The sequence below is a fragment of the Thalassococcus halodurans genome (genome assembly GCF_900108225.1).
Taxonomy (GTDB): domain Bacteria; phylum Pseudomonadota; class Alphaproteobacteria; order Rhodobacterales; family Rhodobacteraceae; genus Thalassococcus; species Thalassococcus halodurans.
The window spans coordinates 109,453-135,101 of the sequence record NZ_FNUZ01000004.1 but is presented as its reverse complement, the minus strand read 5'-3'; the positions used below and the strand labels follow the sequence as shown (position 1 = coordinate 135,101).

At 59.9% G+C, this 25,649-nt stretch carries 26 protein-coding genes; 5 read left to right on the top strand and 21 right to left on the bottom strand.

Translation table 11 applies throughout. The annotated features are described in order from the left end of the window. Positions 1-24: 24 nt before the first annotated feature. Positions 25-1,329, top strand: a complete 1,305-nt coding sequence (locus C4S59_RS13150; protein ID WP_103910990.1) for a pyruvate dehydrogenase complex dihydrolipoamide acetyltransferase — start codon at positions 25-27, stop codon at positions 1,327-1,329. 31 nt (positions 1,330-1,360) lie between these two features. Here C4S59_RS13150 and cysE read toward each other — a convergent pair whose 3' ends face one another. From cysE to C4S59_RS13050, 20 genes are all read right to left on the bottom strand, one after another. Then, positions 1,361-2,170 (bottom strand): serine O-acetyltransferase, encoded by an 810-nt coding sequence (gene cysE / locus C4S59_RS13145; RefSeq protein WP_103910989.1) that lies wholly within the window; start codon positions 2,168-2,170, stop codon positions 1,361-1,363. Positions 2,171-2,274: 104 nt separating this feature from the next. Further along, positions 2,275-6,177: a baseplate multidomain protein megatron gene (locus C4S59_RS13140; protein ID WP_103910988.1), complete on the bottom strand. Its 3,903-nt coding sequence runs from the start codon at positions 6,175-6,177 to the stop codon at positions 2,275-2,277. Next, a complete protein-coding gene (locus tag C4S59_RS13135) occupies positions 6,177-6,599 on the bottom strand; it encodes an NlpC/P60 family protein (RefSeq protein ID WP_103910987.1) in 423 nt (140 codons plus the stop codon). Before C4S59_RS13135 ends, C4S59_RS13140 begins: the two co-directional genes overlap by 1 nt. After that, complete coding sequence (locus tag C4S59_RS13130; protein WP_103910986.1) at positions 6,596-7,498, bottom strand: DUF2163 domain-containing protein; 903 nt, start codon at positions 7,496-7,498, stop codon at positions 6,596-6,598. Before C4S59_RS13130 ends, C4S59_RS13135 begins: the two co-directional genes overlap by 4 nt. Further along, on the bottom strand, positions 7,495-8,127 hold the full coding sequence (locus C4S59_RS13125; protein ID WP_103910985.1) for a DUF2460 domain-containing protein: 633 nt from the start codon (positions 8,125-8,127) through the stop codon (positions 7,495-7,497). Before C4S59_RS13125 ends, C4S59_RS13130 begins: the two co-directional genes overlap by 4 nt. Positions 8,128-8,139: 12 nt before the next feature. Further along, positions 8,140-8,790: a phage tail tape measure protein gene (locus tag C4S59_RS13120; RefSeq protein WP_103910984.1), complete on the bottom strand. Its 651-nt coding sequence runs from the start codon at positions 8,788-8,790 to the stop codon at positions 8,140-8,142. Further along, entirely contained in the window at positions 8,777-8,983 is a 207-nt protein-coding gene (locus C4S59_RS13115; protein WP_407703069.1) for a rcc01693 family protein, read from the bottom strand. The genes C4S59_RS13120 and C4S59_RS13115 overlap by 14 nt, the downstream gene beginning before the upstream one ends. Before the next feature lie 12 nt (positions 8,984-8,995). Beyond that, positions 8,996-9,316: a gene transfer agent family protein gene (locus C4S59_RS13110; protein WP_103910982.1), complete on the bottom strand. Its 321-nt coding sequence runs from the start codon at positions 9,314-9,316 to the stop codon at positions 8,996-8,998. A gap of 2 nt (positions 9,317-9,318) precedes the next feature. Then, positions 9,319-9,738, bottom strand: coding sequence for a phage major tail protein, TP901-1 family (locus C4S59_RS13105; RefSeq protein WP_103910981.1), 420 nt, complete (start codon positions 9,736-9,738; stop codon positions 9,319-9,321). A gap of 23 nt (positions 9,739-9,761) precedes the next feature. After that, entirely contained in the window at positions 9,762-10,169 is a 408-nt protein-coding gene (locus C4S59_RS13100) for a DUF3168 domain-containing protein (RefSeq protein ID WP_103910980.1), read from the bottom strand. After that, complete coding sequence (locus tag C4S59_RS13095) at positions 10,166-10,504, bottom strand: head-tail adaptor protein (protein ID WP_103910979.1); 339 nt, start codon at positions 10,502-10,504, stop codon at positions 10,166-10,168. The genes C4S59_RS13100 and C4S59_RS13095 overlap by 4 nt, the downstream gene beginning before the upstream one ends. Next, positions 10,501-11,094 carry a head-tail connector protein gene (locus C4S59_RS13090; protein WP_103910978.1) on the bottom strand — a complete coding sequence of 198 codons (594 nt, stop codon included), beginning with the start codon at positions 11,092-11,094 and terminating at the stop codon, positions 10,501-10,503. Before C4S59_RS13090 ends, C4S59_RS13095 begins: the two co-directional genes overlap by 4 nt. 165 nt (positions 11,095-11,259) lie before the next feature. Next, the gene (locus C4S59_RS13085) at positions 11,260-12,441 is read right to left on the bottom strand and encodes a phage major capsid protein (protein WP_103911234.1); all 1,182 of its coding nucleotides are present in this window, start codon (positions 12,439-12,441) and stop codon (positions 11,260-11,262) included. Positions 12,442-12,470: 29 nt separating this feature from the next. After that, positions 12,471-13,013 (bottom strand): HK97 family phage prohead protease, encoded by a 543-nt coding sequence (locus C4S59_RS13080; protein WP_103911233.1) that lies wholly within the window; start codon positions 13,011-13,013, stop codon positions 12,471-12,473. Positions 13,014-13,035: 22 nt separating this feature from the next. Beyond that, complete coding sequence (locus tag C4S59_RS13075; RefSeq protein ID WP_103910977.1) at positions 13,036-13,263, bottom strand: GTA head formation protein, RCAP_rcc01685 family; 228 nt, start codon at positions 13,261-13,263, stop codon at positions 13,036-13,038. Continuing rightward, positions 13,256-14,440, bottom strand: a complete 1,185-nt coding sequence (locus C4S59_RS13070) for a phage portal protein (protein WP_103910976.1) — start codon at positions 14,438-14,440, stop codon at positions 13,256-13,258. Before C4S59_RS13070 ends, C4S59_RS13075 begins: the two co-directional genes overlap by 8 nt. Before the next feature lie 132 nt (positions 14,441-14,572). Then, complete coding sequence (locus C4S59_RS13065) at positions 14,573-15,937, bottom strand: DNA-packaging protein (RefSeq protein WP_103910975.1); 1,365 nt, start codon at positions 15,935-15,937, stop codon at positions 14,573-14,575. Next, positions 15,840-16,181, bottom strand: a complete 342-nt coding sequence (locus C4S59_RS19510) for a hypothetical protein (RefSeq protein ID WP_146064543.1) — start codon at positions 16,179-16,181, stop codon at positions 15,840-15,842. The genes C4S59_RS13065 and C4S59_RS19510 overlap by 98 nt, the downstream gene beginning before the upstream one ends. 224 nt (positions 16,182-16,405) lie before the next feature. After that, positions 16,406-18,187: an SLC13 family permease gene (locus tag C4S59_RS13055; protein WP_103910973.1), complete on the bottom strand. Its 1,782-nt coding sequence runs from the start codon at positions 18,185-18,187 to the stop codon at positions 16,406-16,408. 76 nt (positions 18,188-18,263) lie between these two features. Continuing rightward, positions 18,264-19,085, bottom strand: a complete 822-nt coding sequence (locus C4S59_RS13050) for a TIGR00282 family metallophosphoesterase (RefSeq protein ID WP_103910972.1) — start codon at positions 19,083-19,085, stop codon at positions 18,264-18,266. Positions 19,086-19,243: 158 nt separating this feature from the next. Between C4S59_RS13050 and C4S59_RS13045 the strand changes: the two genes are divergently transcribed. The 4 genes from C4S59_RS13045 to C4S59_RS13030 all read left to right on the top strand — a co-directional run bounded on the left by C4S59_RS13045 (position 19,244) and on the right by C4S59_RS13030 (position 23,879). Then, positions 19,244-19,615 (top strand): hypothetical protein, encoded by a 372-nt coding sequence (locus C4S59_RS13045; protein ID WP_146064542.1) that lies wholly within the window; start codon positions 19,244-19,246, stop codon positions 19,613-19,615. Positions 19,616-19,687: 72 nt separating this feature from the next. Then, on the top strand, positions 19,688-21,565 hold the full coding sequence (cobT, locus tag C4S59_RS13040) for a cobaltochelatase subunit CobT (RefSeq protein ID WP_103910970.1): 1,878 nt from the start codon (positions 19,688-19,690) through the stop codon (positions 21,563-21,565). A 132-nt stretch (positions 21,566-21,697) separates the two neighbouring features. Continuing rightward, complete coding sequence (locus C4S59_RS13035; RefSeq protein ID WP_103910969.1) at positions 21,698-23,479, top strand: aminopeptidase P family protein; 1,782 nt, start codon at positions 21,698-21,700, stop codon at positions 23,477-23,479. 55 nt (positions 23,480-23,534) lie between these two features. After that, positions 23,535-23,879 (top strand): DUF427 domain-containing protein, encoded by a 345-nt coding sequence (locus C4S59_RS13030; RefSeq protein ID WP_103910968.1) that lies wholly within the window; start codon positions 23,535-23,537, stop codon positions 23,877-23,879. Here C4S59_RS13030 and C4S59_RS13025 read toward each other — a convergent pair whose 3' ends face one another. Next, positions 23,880-25,562 carry a chloride channel protein gene (locus C4S59_RS13025; RefSeq protein WP_103910967.1) on the bottom strand — a complete coding sequence of 561 codons (1,683 nt, stop codon included), beginning with the start codon at positions 25,560-25,562 and terminating at the stop codon, positions 23,880-23,882. Positions 25,563-25,649 lie beyond the last annotated feature (87 nt).

Sequence of the window (25,649 nt, the reverse complement as noted above, 5' to 3'; positions counted from 1 at the left end):
CCGCCCCCACCCAAGAGGTGCCCCATGCCGATTGAAATCCTGATGCCCGCCCTGTCCCCCACGATGGAGGAAGGCACGCTGGCAAAATGGCTGGTGAAAGAAGGCGACACCGTCCAATCAGGCGATGTTATCGCCGAGATTGAAACCGACAAAGCGACCATGGAATTCGAAGCTGTGGACGAAGGTAAAATCGGCAAAATTCTGATTGCCGAAGGTACCGGAAACGTGAAGGTCAACACGCCCATCGCCATCCTGCTGGAAGACGGCGAAACCGCCGACGATCTGGGCGCGACGCCCGTGGCCACGGCGCCAGCGGCGCAGGCCACAGCGGGCGACAAGGCGGTGTCCGAAGGACACCCCGCGAAGCCCGCGCCTGCCGCCCCTGCCACAGACGCTGGCGACCGGATTTTCGCGACCCCACTGGCGCGCCGGCTGGCTTCGGAAAAAGGTCTCGACCTTGCGCAGATCTCAGGCTCTGGTCCTCGCGGGCGCATCACCAAGGCTGATGTTTTGAAGGCCGATGGCGCTGGCACAGCTGTTGCCGCCCCAGCCCCTGCCGCAGCACCGGCGCCTACAGCACCGCGCCCCACGGCGCCGTCCGTTTCGTCCGATGCCATTGCAAAAATCTACGCGGACCGCGAAACCATCGAGGTGCCTCTCGACAACATGCGCCGGACCATTGCGGACCGGTTGACGGAAGCCAAACAAACCGTCCCGCATTTCTATCTGCGCCGATCAGTGGAAATCGACACGCTGCTGGAAGCCCGCGCCAAGATGAACGCAAAGTTGTCGGCACGGGGCGTGAAGCTGTCGGTCAACGACTTTATCATCAAAGCCTGCGCTATGGCGCTGCAGGAGGTGCCCGATGCCAATGCGATTTGGGCAGGTGATCGTATCTTGCGGCTGAAACCGTCGGACGTCGCCGTTGCAGTGGCCATTGAAGGGGGGCTCTTTACACCCGTTCTTCGGGATGCAGAGACCCAGAGTCTTTCGTCCCTTTCCAGCCAGATGAAAGACTTGGCGACCCGAGCGCGGGACAAAAAGCTGGCCCCCCATGAATATCAGGGCGGCAGCTTTGCGATTTCCAACTTGGGCATGTTCGGCATCGAAAACTTCGACGCGGTCATCAACCCGCCCCATGGCGCCATCCTTGCCGTCGGCGCGGGGATCAAGAAGCCTGTCGTACGCGACAGCGGTGACGTCGCTGTCGCGACGGTCATGTCCATGACACTGTCGGTAGATCACCGCGTTATCGACGGTGCACTAGGCGCGCAGCTTCTAAGCGCGATTTGTGATAATCTGGAAAATCCGGTTTCAATGTTGGCCTAAACGGCCAACATTTTCCAACCATCAAAACGGCTTAAGCGCCACCACGGATCAGTTGATCCATATTGATTGACGGCTGCGAACAGCCCGCCTCGCCCACGATGCGTGCCGGAACGCCAGCGACTGTTTTCATCGGCGGCACCTCTTCCAGCACCACGGAACCAGCTGCAATGCGTGAGCAGTTGCCGATCTTGATATTGCCCAGAACCTTGGCACCCGCACCAATCAGAACGCCGTCGCCAATCTTAGGGTGACGGTCTTCTTCTTCCTTACCGGTACCGCCGAGCGTCACGGAATGAAGCATTGAAACGTTGTCGCCCACCACGGCGGTTTCACCGATCACGATGGAATGCGCGTGGTCGATCATGATCCCACGGCCGATTTTTGCCGCAGGGTGGATATCGACGCCAAAGACCTCAGAGCAGCGCATCTGGAACATATACGCCAAATCCTGACGTCCCTGACGCCAGAGCCAGTTGGCCACACGGTAAGACTGGATCGCCTGAAAGCCTTTAAAATACAGCAAGGGCTGCAGGAAGCGATGGCATGCCGGATCGCGTTCGTAGACGGCGACGATATCTGCACGCGCCGCCAGCGCCAAATCCGGATCAGAGGCGTGCGCCTCATCACAAATCTCGCGCAGAATCTGCTCGGACATTTCGCCATTCGCCAGCTTCAGCGAAATCCGGTAACTCAACGCCCGTTCGATTGTCGGGTGATGCAGCACCGAATAATGCACAAGCCCACCCAGCAGCGGTTCGTCCCGAACAGCATCTTCTGCTTCGGTCAGAATCCGTGCCCAAACCGGATCAAGTTTTTCAACTTTTGCTTTGGTTTTGGCCATTGCGCCCTCCGTTTAACGCGTTGACCATAGCAGATATGTCGCGGATCGGAAACGCAAAGAGGTGATGTAAAATATCACAAACGCGAATGTTGAATTTGATCACCCTAAGAAAGGGTGATCTGTGCATATGGCCCCGATCCGTAGGTTTCCGAAACCTGCGCAACTTCGATCGAATATGCGCCAACGACAAGATCAGAGGCGCGTTGGGCTTGTGTGTAGGTCCATTCAGCCTGGGACACCACGACTTCACGAACGGTTTGTCCCGCTTGCACGATGCGCAGGTGATAGCTTTCGTTGCTTTCGCCAAGCGGCACGTCACTCAGATCCCAGCTGTCCCCGTCAATGCGGGTCCGGCGGACCCAGCTGATCGAAATATCCCCTGCGACGTCCCGCGCCTGAAGATGTGCTGGACGATACGGACGCGCACCATTGCCGTTGAACGCATGCGAGACATACTCATAGCTCGGGTCATCATAGGGCCTGCTGGCCGGACCAATCCGATAGTGGCGCAACTGACGTTTTGCTGACGCCGCCAGTGAAATTTGCGGTGCGGACCCATCCAGCAGCACCACAAAAGATCCAACAGGCCATTCCTGAGGCATCACACCATCCGTGCCGAATTGACCACGCAACCGGTGTCCAAGTCGCCACGTATCTGCTGCGACAAGCGTCGCATCGCGGAACTGAAAGATTTCCCAATTGTCCGGCGACCCGTCACCAATCGCCATCATGTTCGCACCTGACAGCAAGGCTTCTTCTGTGACGGACTCGAGGTTTCCTGTGACCAGTTTGATTTGCAGATCATCGCCACGGTCTGCCAAACCGGACATGGCCGCCGACAAGACGTTTTCGGTTTCTCCGATGATCGCGCCCTGTTCGATCAGCGTATTCACCTCGTACCCCGCATCGGTAGCCGACGAATACAGCGCGACGGCCCCGGGCCACGGGTCGGCGGTGACTGCCATGTAGGGCGCATGTTTAACTTCGTCGCCCCGCATCAGGGGCAAATCCATAAACAAAGGCAGAACCGGTGTTACAGGCGTAAATCCTGACAAAGCGGGCACAGCTTCGGGGAAGTCAGGAACGTCATGCACCGAAAGCTCGATCCGCGTCGCATCGATCTGCTGGTAATCACCCTGCTCGATCCGGTCGATCCGCGCTGTGATCGGAAGGCCCGCGCTTTCGATTCTGATGACGTCCCCAGCGCCCAGATAAGATTGGGACGGAGGAAGGCCAAAGCGCAACGTGTCCCGCGCAATCCGCGATTCCGCCAGCCAGCGTTCAAGCGTTTGACGCCCTTCTGCGCTTGTCATGGCCAAAGGCAATTCGCTTTCGGATACCGAATGCGTTTCATCCTCGGGGTGTACCACTTCTTCGGCGCGAATTGCGTGATCGCCGTCGGCTTCAAAGAACCGCAACCGGACACGCCCGGCCATTTCCGCCTCATTCGCGCGGGTGTGGCTAAGGGCGCCGTCCAGATCGCCACTGATCACCAGAGCATTCGGGTCAATGTCGGTCACAAGCGGGTCCGTGCGCATCTGGAACCGCAGCACACCGTCACGCTCTACCGCATCAAATCCGTAAGCCAGCATAAGCGATTGCAACGCCGCGCGTCCGCTGGCCACATCCGCTTCGTGGAACCCACGGACAAAACCATGCAGGCCCGAAACATCGATTTCGGTCACGCCACAACGCGCGCAGATGTCTTCCACCACAGAAGCCAAGGTGCAGCCAGAAATCCGCCCGGTGATCCAGTGGCCCCGGCGGTAATTGCCGCCATCCGACCAAGCATCCGACATCGATGGAAACCACGGATAAGGCCGTGCGTCCCACGCCCAGACAAATGCGTGGGTCATGTCGATCATTGGTGCTTCATAGTGCACCGAAACAGGGTTGTTCGCCGGATCGCCCCAATAGCCATGCAATGCGCGCAGGTATTGCCGCTGGATCAGATCATCACGCCGTCCGTTTGACGCGCGCGGCATATGGCTTTCGGACGACTTCGGGTCAAGGAACACATTCGGTTGGTTTGTGCCCTTATCGATGGCTGCACAGCCAAGTTCTGTGAACCATATCGGCTTTGACTGCGGTTCCCACGCTGTTGGCGCATCCGAACGGACGCCAGCGACGCGGTTGTGGTGCGAATTCGTCCACCACGATCGGATATCCTTGTAGCGGTAGATCCAATCCTCGCCATGTGCACCATCGGTGATGGGTTCACGGCGCTGGGCAGCGACGGCTTCGGGCGACGGGTAGTACCAGTCATAGCCCTCGCCACCTTCGACGTTCGACTTCAGGTAATCCACGTTGTGGATATGCCCCCAAACCGCATCCGCGTGGTCACGCCCGTCGCGCCAATCCGACAGCGGCATGTAGTTGTCGATGCCGACGAAGTCGATGTTCGGATCGGCCCACAGCGGATCAAGATGAAAATACACATCACCCGAGCCGTCCTGCGGATGATAGCCGAAATATTCGGACCAATCGGCGGCATATCCGATCTTGGTATCCGGCCCCAGAATGGTGCGGACCTCTGCCGCCAGATCGCGCAACTGATCAACGGCAGGAAAGCCCTGATCATCGCGGATTTGCGTCAGCCCGCGCATCTCGGACCCGATACAGAAACTTTCCACACCGCCGGCAACTTTGCACAGTGCGGCATAGTGCAGAATGAACCGGCGAAAGCCCCATTCATCAGGCCCCGAGTAGCCAACAGATCCACTGCCAATCGTGAAGTCCGAGGCGGCCGCCGTCCCGAAAAACGCCTCGACCTCGGACCGTGCGGCGGCGGTGCCATCCGTCGTGCCAGCAATATTGGGTGCCAAAGACGTCGTGATACGCCCACGCCAGGGCAACGCAGGTTGATCCGCCTCGCCTGACCACGGGTCGACCAACCCGTTTCCTGCAAGCTGATCCATCAGGATAAAGGGGTAGAACATCACCTCTTGCCCCTTGGCCTGAATGGCTTGGATTGCTTCGATCACCGAGGCATCGTTAGGCGTGCCGCCATAGACAATCCCGTCGTCGTCCGATGGCACCACTTGTGCAGCGCTTCGCGACAGACCGGACACGCGCCACGCGCTTTTGCCGATCTCGTGGCGCGTTTGTTCGACCTTCGGGCGCAGGGTGCAGTGGCCAGCCCGCAGATCATCGCCAAACCAGCTGGCCACCACCGACACGGCCCGACAATTCGGGGCCTCGTCCGATAACATGTTCAACGAGGTTACAAAATCCGCCTGCTCAGACGGCGAATGCACGTTCACAGCTGTCTTCTTGCCCGTACCGGTCTTCTTATAGCGTGGCGTTGTGGATAGCGCGTATTCCCCAGAACCGGGCAACAACGCGACCGCATTGATCTGATGCGGCACGTCGTCCTCGTCCATGGACGGACGCGTCACCTCAAAGCTGAACTGGGGAATACGGTTGCCGAATTGTTCAAGTTGCAAATCCTCGAACACGACGTAGGCCGTGCCGCGATACGCAGGCACGTTGCCTGTCCCCTCAAATGCTTCGATTTTTGGGTCGGGCAACTGGTTACGGTCGCCCTTGTAGACCCGCATATTCAGGTCCGGCACAGCGATTTCATCGCCATCCGCCCAGACGCGATTGACCGACGTAATCTCGCCTTCACACAGCGCAATCGCAACCGACACGCTGTAACTGTAGGTTTTGACAGTCGGCTGGCTTGGCGATCCCTTCCCGCCGCCCCCGCCAGACGTCTTGCGTTTTTCGATGAACGGACCGGCCCAGATGACCTGCCCGCCAACACGCATCCGGCCATAAACACGCGGAATGCCGGAGCCTTCACTCGCACCGGACAGACGGAACCGTTCGATACGGCCCGTCTCAATCGTTTCCGCGCCTTGTCCCATTAGCCGCTGGTCAATCGCGCGGCCCAGCGTCGCCCCGACAAAACGGCCAGCGGCAACTGCCGACAACCCCAGAACCGTTCCCCCGATAGACCCACCAATTGCCGCACCCGCAGCCGAAAGAAGCACCGTCGCCATCACTGAATCTCCTTGGGAAAGGCAAATCGCGCGGCAATTCTGCGTTGCCACGGCTTGGTCAGGGCGCTTTCGATAACGCCGTGACCGGAATAGGAATGGATAAAGCCCTGTTCGCTGGCGATGCCCAGATGCTTGGCCACAGCGCCGTCGCGCATCCGGAACAGCAGCACATCACCGGCCTCAGGCTGGCCCAAGGGCCGCGCCAACAAATGCCGTTCTGCCGCCCGCCACAAGCGTTCATCGCCCTGCGGTTCGGACCAGTCCATCGTATAGGCAGGCGGCGTTTCGGGTTCAGCCCCATAAAGCCCGCGCCATACTCCGCGTAGCAACCCGAGACAGTCACACCCCGCCCAAATCATCGAGGCCTGATGGACGTAAGGCGTCCCGATCCAGCGCCGCGCTTCTACGACCGCAGGGCTCATAGTCTGATCCAGTTCAGACCCTTGCGCTTGGATTTCCGCTGCGCATTTTTCGAAGGCTGCGAGATCATCCAATCTTCGCCGGGAATGTCTGGAAAGCCCTGAAAGTTCACGCCATTGGCAAACTTGCCGACGCAAGTGTCAAAACGCTTGTCACAGCCCGCAACCAATCGAACAGTGTCACCTGCGGCCAACTCCGCCCGCAGGCTTTGCCAAAGTTCTATTTCGCGCGATCCGTCAGCCAGTGTAATATCGCGCTTGATGGCGACGCTCAGACCATGCGCTGCGCCGTCGATCACCTGAAAAGCGCCGCGTTCGAACCATCCCACATCATAGCCGTGCATGGCAGCAAATCGCACCTTCAACCGCTCAGGCACGTCCTGCACGACGACTGTCGCAACCATCCCCGGCGCGTCCAGATCGACACCGCAGGACCGATCCCCGAACACCGCCGTGCACGGCTTTTGATAGGCACGCCCGATGGGACGGTTCAGCAGATCCGTCAGTCCACGCAATTCTGCCTGAAACTGCCCGTCGGTGCGGCGCACTTCGCCGATAAACCCGCGGAACAGCACTTTGCGTTGGCTCACGTCCGCCCAGTTCACCAGATAGGCCAGCACCTCGGCTCCGTCATAGCGACCGGCTTCAATGTCTTCCTCGCGAATAGCCGTAGACGACAAGGCCCCCAGCGCTTCGGTGTTATCAACGGCCAAGCCCGTGCCCTGCTGTAACGCCATCGCGGTCAATCCGGTCTCGGCCTTAAAGTCCACTCCGTCAAAGGACAGATCACGATCATGATCGGTAAAGCCCAGAAACTCTCCGTCATTGCGTGTGATTTTCCAGCAGCGCGACACGGTCGTATGGCCTGTGCCCAAATGCGCCTCAAGCTCTGCAACGCTCATACGCGGATCTCCACCACTGGAACGCTGGGCGCTTCACCCGCCTGAAAATTCGCCATGCTGGTTTGGATGCGGTCTGTGTCAAAGCGGACGGGCACGTCAAATTCGTACCCTGCCGAGATCACCGCGCCGTCGAACGGCGGCGCAAAGAATGTCAGGACGCCCGTTTCATTATCCAATTCGAAATGCACGCCTTCCGTCTGGTCCACACCATGCACCGCCACGATGACAGAACCGGGAACTGGCTTTTGGATCTGGCGCACGTAGGTTTGTTCACCAGAACGATAGGTCTTGGACAGTTGGAACACTGTCGTCTGTCCGTCGCCATGGGCGATCACCTGATCTTCGCGGCCAATATCCTGTGACGGTTTGCAGGATTTAAAGTCTGACCAGTCCTTCCAGCGGAAACCGTGCAACTGCCCGTGGCGCGCTTCAAAGAAAGCGATCAGCGCCTCGATATCGTCCAAGGACCGCATCCCAATGCCCGCGTCATAGCGACGGCGCGAATGGGCCCACGGGCTGTTGCGCTCTTCATGACCATTGGCCAGCGTCACAATATCTGTGCGCCGTTCCGGGCCACCGTGGGACCCGAAGCTCAGCCGCGCGGGAAAGCGGATTTCGTGAAAGGACATGGGCAGACCTCCTTATCGGTTGCGCTGGCTGCGGGCCAGAACGCGGGTCATCTGGGTTGCGATCTGGCTTTGCGATCTGCGGAAGCCGTCCACATCGGGCGTCGTGATGTTGAACACCACGGTCGAAGACCCACCGCCCCCGCCACGCACGCCCAGCTTGCCGTCCGGCCCACGCGCCAAAGGCATGATCGCCTCTGGCCCGGCCTCGCCCATCAATCCGGTGCCACCCCGCATTGGAAACGTGACCGGGCCCGACACGACACCCCCATTGGCAAAGGGCATCACCCGCCCCTGGCTGAACGCCGCGCCATCTGCAAAGGGCGACATCGCACCAAATATCTGGCCGGCACCCGCCGTGATCATCCCGCTGACGTGATCCGCCACCGGTTTTACCGCCGCGCGATAGGCCGCGTTGATCATGGATTGCGCCACCGTCTGCAGCGCGTCTGACAAACGCATTCCGTCCAGAACAACGCCATCAATTGCGCGACTGACACCGCTGGACAGCGATGTGTTCAGGCGACGCGCCCCATCACTTGTGGCGTCGAACGTCGTGCGAATGCGGGACAGTTCCGTGTTGAACGCCGCCGCCATTCCTGCCGCGGCCGTCAGTGATTTCTCAAGCGCGTCAGCTTGATCATCAAGGTTTTCAAAGCTGCTCATTCGTCATCTCTCCTATCTCGTCGGGAAAGGCCGCGACCAAGGCATCCAACCGTTCCCGCCCCATCGGGCGCAGCCCTGCCTTTTGCCCCAACATCAACTCCAGCTCGGCGGGGGTCAGACGCCAGAAGTCATCCGGCTTAAGCCCCAAACGGTGCACCCCCGCCGCCAGCAATTCGGCCCATTCAAACCGCATCACGCGTAAACCTTACGCCTGATCCGGTAGGGCAAACGCCCGCACCAAAAGCTCGGCCGCCGCACGCGCCGCAACCAGCGGCCCGCCTTCGATCTCGACTTGCATCAAATCCTCGGCACGGCCCTGCCAGCCCCCGCCGCGCAGACCCGCGACGATTAGGGCCAACACATCACGGGTCGACGACCGGCCAGTTTCAAAACGCTGCACAAGTTCGACCAGCGTTTCGTCACCCAGCCCCGCCTCCAGCTCGGCCAAAGCGCCGAGCGTCAGCCGCATCACATGCCGCTGACCATCCAGCACAATCGCCACTTCTCCGCGCCAGGGGTTCGCCATGATCAGACCGCCGCCGCGACGAAGCTGAGCGCACCGGCAGAGGCCAACGACATCTCGTAAGTCGCCTCACCGTTATAGGTGCCCGCATACTCCAGAGACGTGACCTGAAACGCGCCTTCGACGCGGCCAAAATCGGGAATGATCACCTGAAAATTCGGCGTCTCACCATCAAAGAAAATCTGGCGCGCGCGTTCGTCCGTGTCGCCATCACGGAACACACCCGACCCGCTGATCGCCGCGCTGCGCACACCTGCGCCGCCCAGCAATTCACGCCAGCCGCCTTCGCTTTCCAGCGACGTCACATCCACGGCCTCGGCGTTGAAACTGACGCGCGTTGCGCGCAGGCCCGCCATCGTGTGGAATTGTCCGTCTCCGGTCAGATCAACCTTGATCAGCAGGTCTTTACCATTCTGGGCAGCCATATCGCTCACTCCGTTTTAGATAATCAGATAAGGTCCACGCGGGCGCGGAATGTCAGATCAATCTGCCGCCCACCTGATTTGCCGCGCTTGGCGCGCGCTTTAAGAAATCGCAGAAACACCAACTGCCCGACCGCCAAGGTCAGATCAGCCTCGTGCAGGCTGTCGTTGATCGCACCGGCCGCACGTTTCGCTGTCTGAAAACCACTGGCATCGCTGATGACGCTGACAGTCAGATCGTGCCACGCGCCATTTGCGGTCACGTCCGAGGCGTCGCGCACCTCTTCACCGCCCAACGCCACGAACAACGTGGGCAAAGTGCCGGTCGGCATTTCATCGTAGATATGCGCGCCCACCAAGCCGGTGACATCCGCATCACCTTGCAATCGCGCATAGATCGCCGCCTGAAGCGCCGCTGACGCCTGATAGCTCATGCCACACGCTCCTCTTCCGCCAGACAGGTCAGAAAACGACCGTCGAAATCCGCCTCGTGCACCGCTTTGATGTGAAACAGACGGGACCCGACGCGCAGGCGCTGCCCCGGTTCAGGTCGGTTTGCATGGCCAACAGGGGCGGCACGCGTCGTGATCCTGTGGCGCGTCTCGGCCACAGCACCGCCGTCGGCCTGTACCAAGCGACCACCACGGGGATTTAACGCAACCCACAACTGCCCCAGCTCTTGCCACTGCGACGCCTGCCCGCCTGCCCCGTCAGGAACCAACGCGCGCGCCTCAAGGATGGCCGACAGGTTCAAACGCACGTTCTTCATGCCCGCGCCCCCAGACGCATCGGACGGAACCGCGCCAGCAGGCTGCTGACACCGAACGGCATGCATCCCTGACCCAAGGCCGTTTCGTCGCGATATTCGTAATAATGCGCCGCCAGCAGCAGAACCGCTTGCTGTAGATCCGCAGGCAGACCAGAAAATTCCGTGCTGTATCCCGCCTCGAACCGCACCTCTGCCGTGCCACCACTCGGGATACCGGACAACGCGCTGGTCACCGATTTCAGACGCGGGAAATGCGCATCGGCCTCAAGCTGCACGGTCACCGGATCAATCGCCGTCACCGCACCAAAGCGGTCCACAATATCCAGACCAAGGATCGACGCCACCGGCGCAATCGGCAGGTTCTGCACATCACCGGCAGACCACTCACGCACACTCAGCAAAAACGCGCGGCGGATCAGCGCCTTGCCTGTCCGTGCCTCGACCGCAGCCAAAGCCGCCCGCAGAAATGAGGCCAGCACCTCGTCCTGAACATCGTCTTCGGCAAAACCCCGTCCCAACCGCAGATGCCGCTTAAGCGCATCGACAGGCAAGGCGCGCTCGGGCACAAATGTCTCTTCGACCAACATCATGATCTTTCTCCGCAAACTTCTGTCCGGCTCACTCACCAAGCCAAGTCGGGCGCGCACCACTCACGTTGCTCGGACGGAGAGGAGCAGCTGGACAACGCAAGCACTCACTTGATGCGCACCCTCTGTGTGCGCCCGTTCTGAGCACACACATCTCATGTCCCGGATTTAGACCGAGCAGCTCAGCAGCTTGATCGCGGCAAAGTCTGTCACGTCACCACCGATGCGTTTGGTCGCATAAAACAGCACATGCGGCTTGGCGCTGAACGGGTCGCGCAGCACGCGCAGATCGGGACGTTCCGCAATGGTGTAACCGGCCGAGAAATCGCCAAAGGCAATCGGCGTTGTGGCCGAACCGATGTCGGGCATGTCTTCGGCAATCAGCACCGGATAGCCCAGCAGACGCGCAGGCTCGCCCGCGGCCAGACCGTCAGACCACAGGTGGCGACCATCCGCATCTTTCAGCTTGCGCAGCGCACCGGCGGTTTTGGAATTCATCACAAAGGTGCCCTTGGCGCGGTACTGCGCGCCCAGCGCATAGACCAGATCGATGATCGCATCGCCGTCGCCCAGATCACCGTCCACACCTGTCGTAACAGTGCCCAGATTGCCCCATGCCCAAACCGCATCATCCACCGTCGGCGCGGTCAGGAAACCACGCGGCTTGTCGATGCCGTCACCGGACACAAAGGCCTGCGCTTCGGCGCGGGTGAATTTGTCGGCAATACGGCCTGCCAGCCAAGCCTCAATATCAAAGGCCGCATCGTCCAACAGACGCTGACTGGCTTTGGGCATGGCGTTCAGCTCGTACAGCGGAATGGAAATACGCTCGACCGTGGGCGTGCCAGTCTCGGATGTTGGATCAACCTCATTCGCCCAACCCGCGCCGGTGTCGTTCTGGTCGATCAGAACGTCAAAGGAAGACGCCTCGACCTGAACCACATTGGCAATCGCACGGATCGACGCGCTGGAGGCCAGAACCGACTGCACGGTCTCGGACGTTTTGGGGTCAACCAGATAGCCGCCATCGGAATTCACCGCCGTGTTCAGCGCTTTGCCTTCCAGCTCCAGATGGCGCAGACCATCGTCATCGCCGCTACGCACATAGGCGTTGAACGCTTTCTGATGCGGCGGCTCGATTTCCGCAGCTGTGGACAGGGCCGGGCGTGCGCCCGCAAGTGCAGTTTTACGATCAAGCATGTTCAGTCGCTCTTCCTGTTGAGTAAGTTTCGCCGTCAGATCGGCCCGCAGGCCTTTGATGTCCCCGACCAGCCCCGCCAAAGCAGAGCCGACACGGGTGGCCGGAGACACATCTCCTCCGGCCCGAGAACTGGTCTCGGTCATAGTCATCATCGTTTTCCTTCAGGTGTCGGCGGGGGTTAGCTGCCCGCCATCTCGCGGCGCGCACCCTCAAGCGCCTGCGCCAGTTCATGCAGGACCTCGGCTTCCAGACTGTCGCCCTTTGCCGCAACCCGTGCACTCGGAAGCATCGGGAAGGTCACCAGCGACACCTCCCAAAGCTCCACCTCGGTCAAGAGCCGCTGGCCCTTGTCATTCTTCGTCGCGCGGATCGTGCGGTAGCCGATCGACAGCCCGTCAATTGCGCCCGCCGCGATCAAGGCCGCCGCCTCGCGCCCCTTTTCAACGCTCTCCAGCAAGCGGCCTTTTACGTACAGACCCTTGCTGTCCTCGCGCACCTCGTCCCAGATGCCGATGGGCTGCGCCGGATCATGCTGCCACAACATTTTCACCGCACGGTTTTCTGACGCCAGACGCATCAGTGATGCCCCATAGGCACCCTTGCCCACCACGTCATTGCCCTGATCACAGGCGCCAAACAGCGATGCATAGCCTTCGATCACAGCACCATCCGTCACCGTCAAATCCGCATCGAACCGGCAAAACTTACGTTCCAGATCCATCATTTCCCCATTCGCCTTTCCATCAGGGCCCCACGGCCAGCAGGCTTTGAAACGCCTGCGCCAAGATCACCGCCACCACGCCATAGACCGTCAGCCAAAGCCGCTTTTCCAAACGCTCCATCAACGCCTCAAGCCGCTGTAAACGCCCTGCGATGCTTTTGAATTGCAGCTCCGTCACCCGCTCATGCGCCTCAAGCCGCAAGCCCGGCGCGCAATCAAAGCTTTCGTAGCGCGAGCGCATCTCACTCATGACCATCGCCTTCGGCCAAAGCAGGCAGGCCCAACATCATCCGCTTTTCCGCGTCTGTCAGGAAACCGGCCTTACCGATTCTTTCCCACTGGGCATCCCGTTCGGCAGACAGCGCAGACACCTGATCCAGATCCGGCTTGATCTCGATCTCTTCTCCGACAAACTCGGACAACCATGCACCCAACGACGCCGCTACCCGCGTCGCCAAAGGCAACACCGTCAGGCGATAGAACGCACGATGCGCCTCTTGGTAGTTCGAGAACGTCGCCTCGCCCGGAATACCCAGCAACATAGGCGGCACCCCGAAGGCAATGGCAATCTCGCGCGCTGCGGCCTCTTTGGTTTTCTGGAATTCCATATCCGCCGGACTGAACCCCATGGGCTTCCAGTCCAACCCGCCTTCCAGCAACATCGGCCGCCCCGCATTCCGCGCACCCTGATGGTGTGTCTCCATCTCGGCCACCAAACGGTCATACTGATCCGCGCTCAGGCTGCTGCCATCCGGCCCCTGATACACAATCGCCCCAGAAGGCCGCGCCGCATTGTCCAACAATCCCTTGGACCAGCGCGAAGCGGAATTATGCACATCCATCGCCTGCGCCGCCGCCTGCATTGGCGACAGACCATAATGGTCGTCCTGCGGATGAAAGCTCTTGATATGACATAGCGGCGAAACCGGACCCGACACATCAAACCGATGCTTCCGCGCCCCTACGGTATATTCATACGCCACCGGCCAACCATCCGCCCCCGGCACCAAACGCATCCGGTCTGACCGCAGCACGTGCAACTCTACCGGCGCGCCAGTATCCGCCCCAACAGCCTCGACATACCCGTCACCCGACAACAGCAACTGTCCATACAAAGCTTCGAACAGTTCCGCACGGCCCTGCATCGCATTCGGGCGGCGCAACAAGCTGACAAGCGGATGCGCATCATAACGGCGCTCGCGGTCCTGCAGAACCAGGGGCAACGCCGCCGCCGCCTCGGCGATCAGCTTGACCGCACGAAAGCCCACCGGATTTCCGGTAAAACCCATGCGCGTCAGCGTCACCGTATCCCGCGACGTCCACGCCACTCGCCCCGCCATGCCAGAGGCAATCAGAGGCCCCGTCGCGCTTGCCTTGGTTTCTGGCACGTCCGCCTCGGCCCGCTGACGAAAAAGGTTAAAGACCATGATCTGCCGCTCCTCGTTGCGCCTGATCTGCCCCGCCGGTCTCCGGTCAAGGGCTGATCAGTCTCTGGTTCAAATCGCTGACGTTGCCGTCGTTGAAAGCAGTTCTAAAACGCAGAACTTAACGGGCATTCATCACAGCGTACGCACTGTGGGCCGCCCCGAACGCGGCGCACGCAACACCAGTTCGGTCAGCGCCCAAACCAGCGCATCCACACGGTCCGGCGACCCTTTTCCCTCAAACCCGTTGGTGGTCATCAGACACATCTGATCCTCAAGCGCGCCCAACCCCCGCAGATGCGTCACACGCCCCTGTTCATAAAGCGCCGCCACAGGTTCGGCCCGTGCCGCCTTGCCCTTGGTCGCATGGACTTTGGTCACCGGAACCAACGGATCGACCGAACGCAAAACCTCGGCCACCAGCTCACCTCCCTGATTGACCTCGGCCACGATCCGGTCAGCCTCCCACCGATCCCGCGCAGCAATCGCCGCCTTGGCCCAAGCCAATGGCGACACGCCCTGAACACTGGCATCTTCCAATACCACCGCCTTCTGCGGGTCATCGGCCAGACACCCCACAACCACGATCCCGCAAGCGTCCGAGCCCGAGTGCCCCGTCACAGGCGGATCCACCGCTACAACGACACGCCCCAACTCGGGCGGCTGATCGACCGCGCACCGTTCCAACCTCGCACTGGTCCAAAGCGCGCCTTCCGCGTCCTCCATCAGAACGCCGTCCAGCTCCTGCCGCCCCAACCGCGTGCCGGCATACCGCGCCTGCACCTCGGCCAGAAACGACGCCGCCAGATTGGCGCGGTTCGCATCCGTCGCCGCGTGGGTCACAACCGTGCTTTCGCGTTCCAACAACTGCTTCAACACGCCTACATTCCGCGGCGTTGTCGTCACACAAACCCGCGGATCATCCCCCAGCCGCAGGCCGAATTGCAGCATATCCCACGTGTCCTGCGCCTTTTTCCACTTGGCCAGCTCATCCACCCACGCCCCATCAAACTGCGGGCCGCGCAGGCTTTCGGGGTCATAGGCGGAAAACACCATCGCCTCAGCCCCGTTCGGCCAACGCAGACACTTGCGCCCGGCGATCCAGTCGGGCCTCCGATCAGGCGGCGAACAGGCCAGAATGCCACTATCGCCAAACACCATCACCTCGCGCACCTGATCAATGGATTCCCCCACCAGCGCCATGCGCGCACAGCGCCCCTTGTCCAAGGGCTTCGCCCCTTCGACCTGCGCCCGAACCCATTCCGACCCGGCCCGCGTCTTACCCGCGCCACGGCCGCCCATAATCACCCAAGACCGCCAATCACCCTCGGGTGGTAACTGGTGCGGCATGGCCCAGAACTCGAATAGAAAAGGGAGCGCAAGATGCGCCCCCTCCCCCAGATCACTCAGAAACTTTTCTCTCTTTTTTGCACTGAGCGAGGCGATGAAGTCGGCACCCGACCTCTGACCGCGCAGCCTCAAGATCGACCCCGTATCCATGGGCAATGCCTGCCCGTTCCTTTTTGAGCTTTTCAATCTCGGTCTCCGTTTCCCTGACCGCTTTCAGCCAGTATCGTGCCTCGGCCAGAATTTTCTGCGCCTCGGCTTTGTCGGTGACCTCTCCTGTCTCGATCTGTTCCGCGAGCCTGTTAATTTCGCGTTTGATGCGTTTCAGCACCTTCCCAATTGCGTCGCGTTCGGTTTCCAGTTCAGAAAGCCGGTCGTCCAGCGTGATGATTGCCATGCCTCAGTTCTTTCCTTGATGAGCTCCGCCCGATCTCAAGGACCTGCCATCGTTGGACAGGATTTACCTTCCAGCATTTTGGGAAATTACGACGCAGGCACTGACAGCCCCTTACGGGACCGCCCTTAACCAACTGGTCGTTTTTCTTGAGAGTAGACAGGGGCTTTGCCCCTCTTGGCCTCTGGCCAATTCACCCCAAGGTATTTTGGGACAGAAAATACGTATCAGAGCGGCCAGATCATCGGGATGATGAGGGCTGACAGGATGCCCACCGTCAGGTTCAGCGGCACGCCGACCTTCAGGAAATCCGAGAACCGGTAACCACCCGGGCCGAAAACCAGAGTGTTGGTCTGGTATCCTATAGGTGTCGCAAAGCTGCAGGACGCCGCGACCATAACCGCCACAACCAAAGGCCGCGCATCAACGCCCAACGCATCAGCCAGCGAAATGGCGATTGGGGTGACGACAACGGCAACGGCATTGTTGCTGACCATCTCGGTTAAGACGGATGTCAGGATAAAGATCGCCCAAATGACAAAGGCCCCGTGAAGTTGCCCCAGAAACGGCGCGATGGCATTCACGATCAGATCAACCGCGCCAGTGCTTTGCAGCGCCGCACCCACGGCCAGCATCGCAAAAATCAGTGCCAGTAGCTGGCCTTCGACAAAAGAAAACGCCTCGTCCGCGTCTACACATCGGGTCAATAGAACCACGGCCACAGCGATCACCGCGCAGGCCAGAATGGGCGCGACACCCAAAGCTGACAGAACGACGATTCCCGCCAAAGCGCCCAAGGCAATCGGGGCATGGCCACGGCGGAACGCACGCGCAGAGGGCTGTGCCACATCGACCAAGGCCATTTCCTCTGCCAGACGTTGGATATCCGCAGGCGCGCCTTCCAACAGCAGCGTGTCACCGACGCGCACCACCAGTTCATCCAACTGACGCCCGATATTCTGGTTCCGGCGATGCACCGCCAAGGGATAGACACCAAACCGGCGGCGCAGGCGCAGCGCGCCTAAAGACCGGCCAATCATTTTGCAACCCGGCGTGATCAGCACCTCGACCGTGGTCGTTTCAACCGCCGAAACCTGATCCACACGCTTCAGGGATTTATTGCTCTGCAGGCTTAGAAGCTCGGTCATCTGCGTCCGCAGAACAACGCGGTCACCGACCTGCAACTGCACAGCTTCAAGATTCCGACGCAACGATTGGTCCCCACGGATCACGTCGATCAGACGCACACCATCACGTTTGAACAACTGAACGCTTAGAACGTCACGCCCGATCAGGTTGGACTCCGGCGGAATGACCGCTTCGGTAAAGAACTTCATCCGGCTGCGATCTGACGACAGCATACCCGCCATACTGACCCGATCCGGCAGCAACCACGGTCCGACCACCCGCAGATAGAACATACCCCAGATCACCAAAACGATGGCCAAAGGCGTGACTTCGAAAATGCCGAATGGCTCAATCCCTCGGGACCGCGCCACACCGTCCACCAGCAGGTTGGTCGAGGTCCCGATCAGGGTCAAAGTGCCACCTAGAATGGCCGCATAGCTAAGCGGGATCAGCAGCTTGGACGGGGCGACACCCAAAATCTTGGCCAGTTGCACAAAGATCGGCAGCATCACGACGACAACAGGGGTGTTGTTCATAAAGGCCGACGCCACCAAAACCAGCAACATGATGCCAGCCATTGTGGTCTTGGGATGGGTAGCCGCGCCTTTTTGCGCGTAGTTCGTAAACGCCTCAAGCGCGCCTGTGCGCACCAAGGCCCCCATGACCAGAAACATCGCCGCGATGGTCCATGGTGCAGGGTTCGACAGCACCGAAAGTGCGTCCTCATAGGGCAACAGACCCAAGGCCAACAGAACCGCAACGCCGCCAATCGCGACCACTTCGGTCGGATAGGCTTCGCTGACGAACAAAGCGAACATCACCAACATGACGCCTAGCGCCAGATATGCCCCAAGATCCGGACTGATGTTCAGTAGTTCCATTCGGAGTGCATTCCTGCCTTATCGTTCGCGCCATTCTGACGACTAGCACCAGACCACACAATACGACAAATGCGCGTCAATTCATGACAGGGCCGGATTGTTGCAGCCGTCCACCCTGACGCACCATCGCGATGTTCACGGCCTTCCCGGTGCGGTCGTCTGTTTCGACAAACACGCCTGACAGGGTGGCCTCGCCCAAAGCGGGCTGGAACCGTGTTTTGGACATGCCCGTGATAAAGCGGCGCAGTGGTTCCGCCTTGTCCATCCCGATGACAGAATCGTAGTCGCCACACATGCCCGCATCCGTCAGGAACCCCGTTCCCTTGGGCAGGATCTGCGCGTCACCTGTTGGCACATGGGTATGTGTACCAACCACCAGACTGGCGCGCCCGTCACAGAAATGACCCATCGCCATCTTCTCGGACGTCGCTTCGCAGTGCACATCCACAAGGATCATCTGCGCCTGCCCACCCAAGGGATGTGCACGCAAAACCTGATCCACGGCAGAAAAAGGATCATCAAAGGGGCGTTTCATAAACACCTGCCCCAAGACCTGAAGCACCAGAATTTTGCGACCCCGCGCATCAGAAAACAGCCGATGCCCGATCCCCGGCGCACTTTTCGCGTAGTTCAGCGGGCGAATGATGCGGCTGTCGTCTTCTATGGCCTGCAGCATTTCCTTTTGGTCGAACGCATGATCGCCCAAAGTCACGCAATCCGCACCGGCAGCCAGAATGCCCTGCGCATGCGCCTTCGTCAGACCCGCACCGTTCGAGGCATTTTCGCCGTTCACAACGACGAAATCCAATTTCCACTCTGTCCGCAGGCGCGGCAGATGTTCCTGAATGGCCTGCCGTCCGGCGCGGCCCATCACATCACCAAGGAATAACGTTCTCATGCACCGCTGACTATCGCCGCACAGGCAAAAAGCAAAGCGGGGAATTGGCGCAAGCTGACTGATCCCAAAAGTATATTACAGGTCACATTCGTATTAAGTTTTCATTTTGCCCTTCTTTTAGGCGAAAAATCTGCAACCATGTCTAAATGAAATGCGGTTTGAAAACTTTTCTCGTTCTCGCCGTGATAGCAGGAGGCCCCTGCGCGGCGTCACCCAGTGCCGGATTTGATCCGGTACGGGCCTTTGCAGAATGCGCTGGGCGGCTGTCCGCAAAGGTCGAACACAGCTGGCTCATGGGCGGAAATGACGAAGAGGCTCAGGTGCTTCGCGAAAGCTTTGTCGATTTGCTGGCCGCAATCCCCCACGACGTTCCCGGGCGCACAGTACTGGATTGGCGCATCCGCGCGAAACAGGATCAATCCCGCCTGTTATCCATCGCAACATTCCACCTTGACGATGCGCGCCGCACACAGGCCAAAAGCCGCGCGTTTATGCTTTCACAAAGCTGTTCCTCACTTTTGCTCGGCTAAACCCCACCCACACCCCAAGCGCGGCGTCTTTGCCTCTTGCCAATCGCTGTGACAGGGTGGACAACATGCCCCATGTCCACGCGTTCTGATAACCCCGCCGACCCGTTCAAAAAGGCGCTTGCCGAAGCAACCAAGGTCATGGCCAACGATCCCGAGCTGTCCGTCAGTTATACGGTCGATCCCTCTGGCCTGTCCGGCGAAGCCATGCGCCTGCCCCAAGTGTCCCGCCGCATGTCCCGAGAAGAGGTCATGCTGGCCCGTGGTACTGCCGACGCTTTGGCAATGCACCGTCGCTATCACAACGCCCAGACCCACGCGCGCTACGCCCCCGCAGGCGATCTCGCCCGCGAGATTTATGAATCCCTTGAAACCGCCCGCTGTGAAGCGATGGGTGCGCGCGACATGCCCGGCACCGCTGGCAACATTGACGCCAAGATCAGCCATGACGCCCTGCGCAAGGGCTATGATCAGGTTAAGGATGCCACCGACGTTCCGCTCTCCGTTGCCGCAGGCTACCTTGTCCGCCATCTCGCCACCGGTCGCGACCTGCCCGATGCGGCGCAAAACGTCATGGACCTGTGGCGCGACCAGATCGAATCCAAAGCAGGCGTGACGCTGGAAGAGCTGCAAGAAAGCCTGTCCGATCAGGGCGAGTTCGCCAAAATGACCCGCAAGATCATTTCCGATCTGGGCTATGGCGACCAGCTGGGCGAAGACCCCGACGAACTGGACGACGAAGCTCAGGATCAGGCCGAAGAAGGCGCGGATCAGGAACAGGAACCCGATTCCACCGGTCAGGACGATCAAGGCGAAGACGAGGCCGACGCCACGCCCGAACAAAGTCAGGAACAACAGCAAGACAGCGCTCAGGCGCAGGTCTCGATGGAGGATCTGGCCGATCAGGAACAGGGCGAAGAGGTCGAGATGCCCGAAGGCGAAGCGCCTTTGGAGCCGCCTGCCCCTCAGCCGATCTCTGATGCCGACCCGGATTACAAAGCCTACGACACCGAGTTTGACGAAATCATCGGTGCCGAAGACTTGGCCGACCCCGCCGAACTCGAACGCCTGCGCGCCTATCTGGACCAGCAGCTTGAACCGCTCAAAGGCGCGGTATCGCGTCTGGCCAACAAACTGCAACGTCGTCTTCAGGCCCAGCAGAACCGGTCGTGGGAATTCGATCTGGAAGAGGGCATTCTGGATGCAGGCCGCTTGGCCCGCGTGGTGTCGAACCCCACAACGCCGCTGTCCTTCAAGGTCGAAAAAGACACCGAGTTCCGCGACACCGTTGTGACGCTTCTGCTGGATAACTCCGGCTCGATGCGCGGTCGCCCGATTTCCATCGCCGCGATCTGTGCCGACGTACTGGCGCGCACGCTGGAACGCTGCAACGTGAAGGTCGAAATCCTCGGCTTCACCACCCGCGCGTGGAAAGGTGGCCAGTCCCGCGAAAAATGGCTGAACGACGGCCGCGAACAGCAACCCGGTCGTTTGAACGACCTGCGCCACATCATCTACAAATCCGCCGACGCCCCATGGCGCCGGACGCGGCCCAATCTGGGCTTGATGATGAAAGAAGGCCTGCTGAAGGAAAACATCGACGGCGAAGCGCTGGAATGGGCACACCGTCGTCTGGCGGGGCGGCACGAAGCGCGGAAAATCCTGATGGTGATTTCAGACGGTGCACCGGTGGACGATTCCACGCTGTCGGTGAACCCCGCGAACTATCTGGAAAAACACCTGCGCGATGTGATCGCCATGGTCGAAAAGCGCAAACTGGTCGAACTTTTGGCGATCGGGATCGGTCACGACGTGACCCGCTATTACGACCGCGCTGTGACCATCACCGATGTGGAACAGCTGGCCGGCGCGATGACCGAGCAGCTTGCATCGCTGTTCGACAGCGATCCGCGCAAACGCGCTCGTGCAATGGGCATGCGTAAAGCATCGTAAAGGTTTCGGATCGGCTCTGCCGATCCGACCGGCGCCTGATGACCTGACGGCCACCAGGCTTGGACGAGGGGCGCCGCCCCTCGCGCTCCCCGAGGTATTTGGGGAAAGAAAATATCTATTTAGGGGCTGACCATGTTCCAGAGTTTTGAAGAGACATCCAATCCCGCCGCGGGCCCCGGCCGCTTGGCGGATTTGCGCGGTGTCATGTCGAAAGAAGGATTTGATGCTTTCATCGTTCCCCGCTCGGACGCCCATCAGGGCGAATATGTTGCCCCCCGCGACGACCGGCTGGCGTGGCTGACTGGGTTCACCGGATCTGCGGGCTTTGCCGTTATTCTGGCTGACCGTGCGGGCGTCTTTGTCGACAGCCGCTACCGCGTTCAGGTCAAGGTGCAAGTCGCGTCTGACTTCACGCCAGTGGACTGGCCCGAGATTTCCCTGTCCGACTGGATCGCAGAACATTTATCGGGCGGTGTAGTTGCCTACGATCCTTGGCTGTTTTCTGTCGAACAGCTGCGCAAGCTGATGAAGGACCTTCCCGAGCATGAGTTTCGCGCCACGGACAACCTGATTGACCGCATCTGGGAGGATCAGCCCGATGCACCGATCGGCAAGATCACAGCCCAGCCTGTTGAGTTCGCGGGCGAGGCGCATGACGAAAAACTAAAACGCATCGGCGCGTCCCTGAAAGCGGCCAAAGCCTGTGTCCTGACGCTGCCGGATTCCATCGCGTGGCTTTTGAACATTCGCGGCACGGACATCCCCCGCAATCCGGTTCCGCACGCCTTTGCGATCCTCAATAACTCGGGCGATATCACGCTATTTGTCGATGACCGGAAGCTTGGCGATCTGGCAACAGCGCTTGGCCCCAAGGTTAAAATTGCCGCGCCGGATTCGCTAATCACGGTCTTGGCCGGAACAGAAGGCCCCGTTCAGATTGATCCGGCCACCTGCCCCGTCGCCATTTCCAGCGTACTGGCCACATCCGGCATCGCAACTACGGAAGCCCCCGACCCGTGCCTTCTGCCGAAAGCCTGCAAGAACCCCACGGAAATCGCCTCGACCCGCGCAGCACACACACGTGATGGCGTCGCCATGGTGCGTTTTCTGGCATGGCTGGATCAGCAGCCAGCAGGCAGCCTGACCGAGATTGACGTGGTCAAACAGCTTGAGGGCGAAAGACGCGCAACCAACTGTCTGGAAGACATCAGCTTTGAAACCATCTCGGGCACCGGCCCGAACGGTGCCATCGTGCACTACCGCGTCACGGAAAAAACCAATGCGCGGATCGAAGACGGGCACATGCTGTTGGTCGATTCTGGCGGACAATATCGTGACGGCACCACCGACATCACCCGCACCATCGCCATCGGCACCGTGGGCGACGCAGAAAAGCAGGCCTTCACCCGTGTCCTACGCGGCATGATCGCGATCAGCCGCCTGAAGTTTCCCAAAGGTCTGGCCGGTCGCGATCTGGATGCTTTCGCCCGCGCGCCCCTGTGGGAAGCGGGCCTGGATTACGGTCACGGCACCGGCCACGGCGTCGGCGCGTTTCTGAGCGTTCACGAAGGACCGCAGCGTTTGGCACGAACAGGCACCGTCCCTTTTGAACCCGGAATGATCCTGTCTAACGAACCCGGCTTCTACCGCGAAGGCGCGTTTGGCATTCGTATCGAAAACCTGATTGTCGTCACGCAGGCCGAACCACGGCCAGACGCGACAATTCGCGACCTTTTGGAATTTGAAACACTGACGTACGTCCCTATTGACCGCCGCCTAATCGTGGCTGAAATGCTTACAGCGCCGGAACGCGCGTGGCTGAACAGCTATCATGAAACGTGCCGGAATACCCTGTTGCCGCTGGTTGATGACACTGCGGCACAATGGCTCGTGAATGCGACGCAGCCGATTTGACACCGCATTGTCATAAAACGCGGGCAGGACAACAACAGACTAGAGGGAGATTATAATGACTACAGATATCAAAATCAGACCGGCGGATGGCACTTGGGTGGTGCGTGCAGGTGGCGCCGTTCTGGGCGAATCTTCCAATGCTCTGGAACTGACAGAGGGCGATCTGCCTTTCGTGATCTATTTCCCGCGCAACGACATCGCCATGGCGCTGCTTGACCGCACAGATCACACGACTGAATGCTCGAAAAAGGGTACGGCAAACTACTATTCGATCATGTCCAAAAGCCGCACCTACGATAACGCGGTCTGGACATACGAAAATCCGGCGGCAGACGTGGCCGAGATCAAAGACCATCTGGCGTTTACCGTTCAGGACGGCGTCAATGTGGAACAGCTGTAATCAGCTGTGCTCCTCTTCGGCCGTCGCCGCAAGCGCGCGGTTATAGGCCTTTAACGCATCGACATGAAACAGAGCGCCAACAAGAACGGGTTGGCCGGTTTCATTGTCGATGTCGGCGACCGGCAGAAACGCCACGCCGGACTTCTCAAACATCGGCAACGCAGTTTCCAATGTCGCAGAAGGCTGCAGAAACAGGTTCTGTTCGATCATTCGCAGACAGGCCTCTTCATCGGCAGCGCCGATCTCGGTCGGTTTGCGCATGACACCCGCCATCCTGAACATCGCCAGAAGATAGGCCTGCGGGCCCGCCGCCAGATGCACATTGCGACGTTCAAGCTGTGTCAGGAAATAGCTGCGATCCACCAGCCGCGATGCAATCGCTGTGGACATTGACACCGACACCATCACCGCCAGACCGGTCTGCCAGTCCCCTGTCAGTTCGAACACGGTCAAAGTGGTGGAAATCGGGGCACCCAAAACAGCCGCCGCCACTGCCCCCATCCCGGCCAATGCGTACAGCGTCGCAGAGCCGGACTGGTTCGGGAAAAAGCCCGTCGCAATCATCCCGAACGCCAAACCGGTCAACGCGCCGATCATCAAGGACGGGGAAAAGACACCGCCGCCCATCCGGCCACCGACGGTCACAGCCACAGCCACAACCTTCAGCATGGCAAACACCACAACCTCATGCAGCAACAGTGATCCTGTCAGCGCACGCGAGGTGGTTTCATAGCCAACACCAATGATATGCGGGAACCAGATCGCCATCGCCCCCAGCAACACGCCCGCTGCCGCAGGCCGCAGCCAGTTGGGCAGGCCCAGCTTTGATTGCCACGCGGTGCCCAGATCATCGGCCCAGAACACGGACCGGATCATGACAACCGCAACCAACCCGCAGACCAGACCAAGGATCAGGAACGCTGGCAGCTCTAGATAGAATTCGACCGTCGTCGTGCCGGGTAAACTGAATTCGGTCACGTCGCCAAACGCCAGCCGGTTGATCACGGTGCCCGCCGCGCTGGCGACTACGATGGGCGCGAAGGCGTGCAAAGCAAAGTGGCGCAACACGACCTCAAGCGCGAACAAGGCGCCTGCGATTGGCGCGTTGAAGCTCGCAGAAACAGCCGCCGCCACAGCGCATCCCAGCAGGTCGCGACCCGTGATGCCATCCGCACGGATCAAGTTGGACACCCAGCTCGACATCATCGCCGCGATATGCACGACCGGCCCTTCCCGACCGGATGATCCCCCTGTCGACAGCGTGATCCATGAACACAACGCCGACGCGATACCTGCCTTCTTCTCGACCCGCCCATCGTTCAGCGCCGCGCCTTCGATCACGTCGGACACGCTGCGCACACGGGCATCAGGGGTGAAAAAATGCAGGATCAAACCGACAACAGTGCCACCAAGGATGGGGATCAGCATCACCAGATACCACGGCAGCGTTTCAGCAAAACTGTGCAGCGTGTTCACATCGGGCGTGCCATAAACCAGCGTCTGCAACCACTCGATCCCGAGACGGAAACACAAAGCCGCAAAGCCTGCCGCGATGCCGATGGCCAAAGCGATAAACCAGAACTGGATCTGTCCGGGGCCTTCATGACGAAGCAAATCCCAGCCGCGCCCACAGTTTCGGGAAAATTCCCCCCACTGCTGCTTGATCAAGGATGTGTCCGCCATTCCGCGTGTCGCCAAATCTGAATAGATGAGTCCTATAGTTCCTTACGCCAAGTCACTCGGCGGTCCAAGGTAAGCTGCCGAAAAAAA

Bases quoted from the DNA above. Each gene is read 5' to 3' on its own strand.
- C4S59_RS13150 (WP_103910990.1), top strand. From the start codon at position 25: ATGCCGATTGAAATCCTGATGCCCGCCCTGTCCCCCACGATGGAGGAA.
- cysE (WP_103910989.1), bottom strand. From the start codon at position 2,170: ATGGCCAAAACCAAAGCAAAAGTTGAAAAACTTGATCCGGTTTGGGCA.
- C4S59_RS13140 (WP_103910988.1), bottom strand. From the start codon at position 6,177: ATGGCGACGGTGCTTCTTTCGGCTGCGGGTGCGGCAATTGGTGGGTCT.
- C4S59_RS13135 (WP_103910987.1), bottom strand. From the start codon at position 6,599: ATGAGCCCTGCGGTCGTAGAAGCGCGGCGCTGGATCGGGACGCCTTAC.
- C4S59_RS13130 (WP_103910986.1), bottom strand. From the start codon at position 7,498: ATGAGCGTTGCAGAGCTTGAGGCGCATTTGGGCACAGGCCATACGACC.
- C4S59_RS13125 (WP_103910985.1), bottom strand. From the start codon at position 8,127: ATGTCCTTTCACGAAATCCGCTTTCCCGCGCGGCTGAGCTTCGGGTCC.
- C4S59_RS13120 (WP_103910984.1), bottom strand. From the start codon at position 8,790: ATGAGCAGCTTTGAAAACCTTGATGATCAAGCTGACGCGCTTGAGAAA.
- C4S59_RS13115 (WP_407703069.1), bottom strand. From the start codon at position 8,983: ATGCGGTTTGAATGGGCCGAATTGCTGGCGGCGGGGGTGCACCGTTTG.
- C4S59_RS13110 (WP_103910982.1), bottom strand. From the start codon at position 9,316: ATGGCGAACCCCTGGCGCGGAGAAGTGGCGATTGTGCTGGATGGTCAG.
- C4S59_RS13105 (WP_103910981.1), bottom strand. From the start codon at position 9,738: ATGGCTGCCCAGAATGGTAAAGACCTGCTGATCAAGGTTGATCTGACC.
- C4S59_RS13100 (WP_103910980.1), bottom strand. From the start codon at position 10,169: ATGAGCTATCAGGCGTCAGCGGCGCTTCAGGCGGCGATCTATGCGCGA.
- C4S59_RS13095 (WP_103910979.1), bottom strand. From the start codon at position 10,504: ATGAAGAACGTGCGTTTGAACCTGTCGGCCATCCTTGAGGCGCGCGCG.
- C4S59_RS13090 (WP_103910978.1), bottom strand. From the start codon at position 11,094: ATGATGTTGGTCGAAGAGACATTTGTGCCCGAGCGCGCCTTGCCTGTC.
- C4S59_RS13085 (WP_103911234.1), bottom strand. From the start codon at position 12,441: ATGACTATGACCGAGACCAGTTCTCGGGCCGGAGGAGATGTGTCTCCG.
- C4S59_RS13080 (WP_103911233.1), bottom strand. From the start codon at position 13,013: ATGGATCTGGAACGTAAGTTTTGCCGGTTCGATGCGGATTTGACGGTG.
- C4S59_RS13075 (WP_103910977.1), bottom strand. From the start codon at position 13,263: ATGAGTGAGATGCGCTCGCGCTACGAAAGCTTTGATTGCGCGCCGGGC.
- C4S59_RS13070 (WP_103910976.1), bottom strand. From the start codon at position 14,440: ATGGTCTTTAACCTTTTTCGTCAGCGGGCCGAGGCGGACGTGCCAGAA.
- C4S59_RS13065 (WP_103910975.1), bottom strand. From the start codon at position 15,937: ATGGATACGGGGTCGATCTTGAGGCTGCGCGGTCAGAGGTCGGGTGCC.
- C4S59_RS19510 (WP_146064543.1), bottom strand. From the start codon at position 16,181: ATGGCAATCATCACGCTGGACGACCGGCTTTCTGAACTGGAAACCGAA.
- C4S59_RS13055 (WP_103910973.1), bottom strand. From the start codon at position 18,187: ATGGAACTACTGAACATCAGTCCGGATCTTGGGGCATATCTGGCGCTA.
- C4S59_RS13050 (WP_103910972.1), bottom strand. From the start codon at position 19,085: ATGAGAACGTTATTCCTTGGTGATGTGATGGGCCGCGCCGGACGGCAG.
- cobT (WP_103910970.1), top strand. From the start codon at position 19,688: ATGTCCACGCGTTCTGATAACCCCGCCGACCCGTTCAAAAAGGCGCTT.
- C4S59_RS13035 (WP_103910969.1), top strand. From the start codon at position 21,698: ATGTTCCAGAGTTTTGAAGAGACATCCAATCCCGCCGCGGGCCCCGGC.
- C4S59_RS13030 (WP_103910968.1), top strand. From the start codon at position 23,535: ATGACTACAGATATCAAAATCAGACCGGCGGATGGCACTTGGGTGGTG.
- C4S59_RS13025 (WP_103910967.1), bottom strand. From the start codon at position 25,562: ATGGCGGACACATCCTTGATCAAGCAGCAGTGGGGGGAATTTTCCCGA.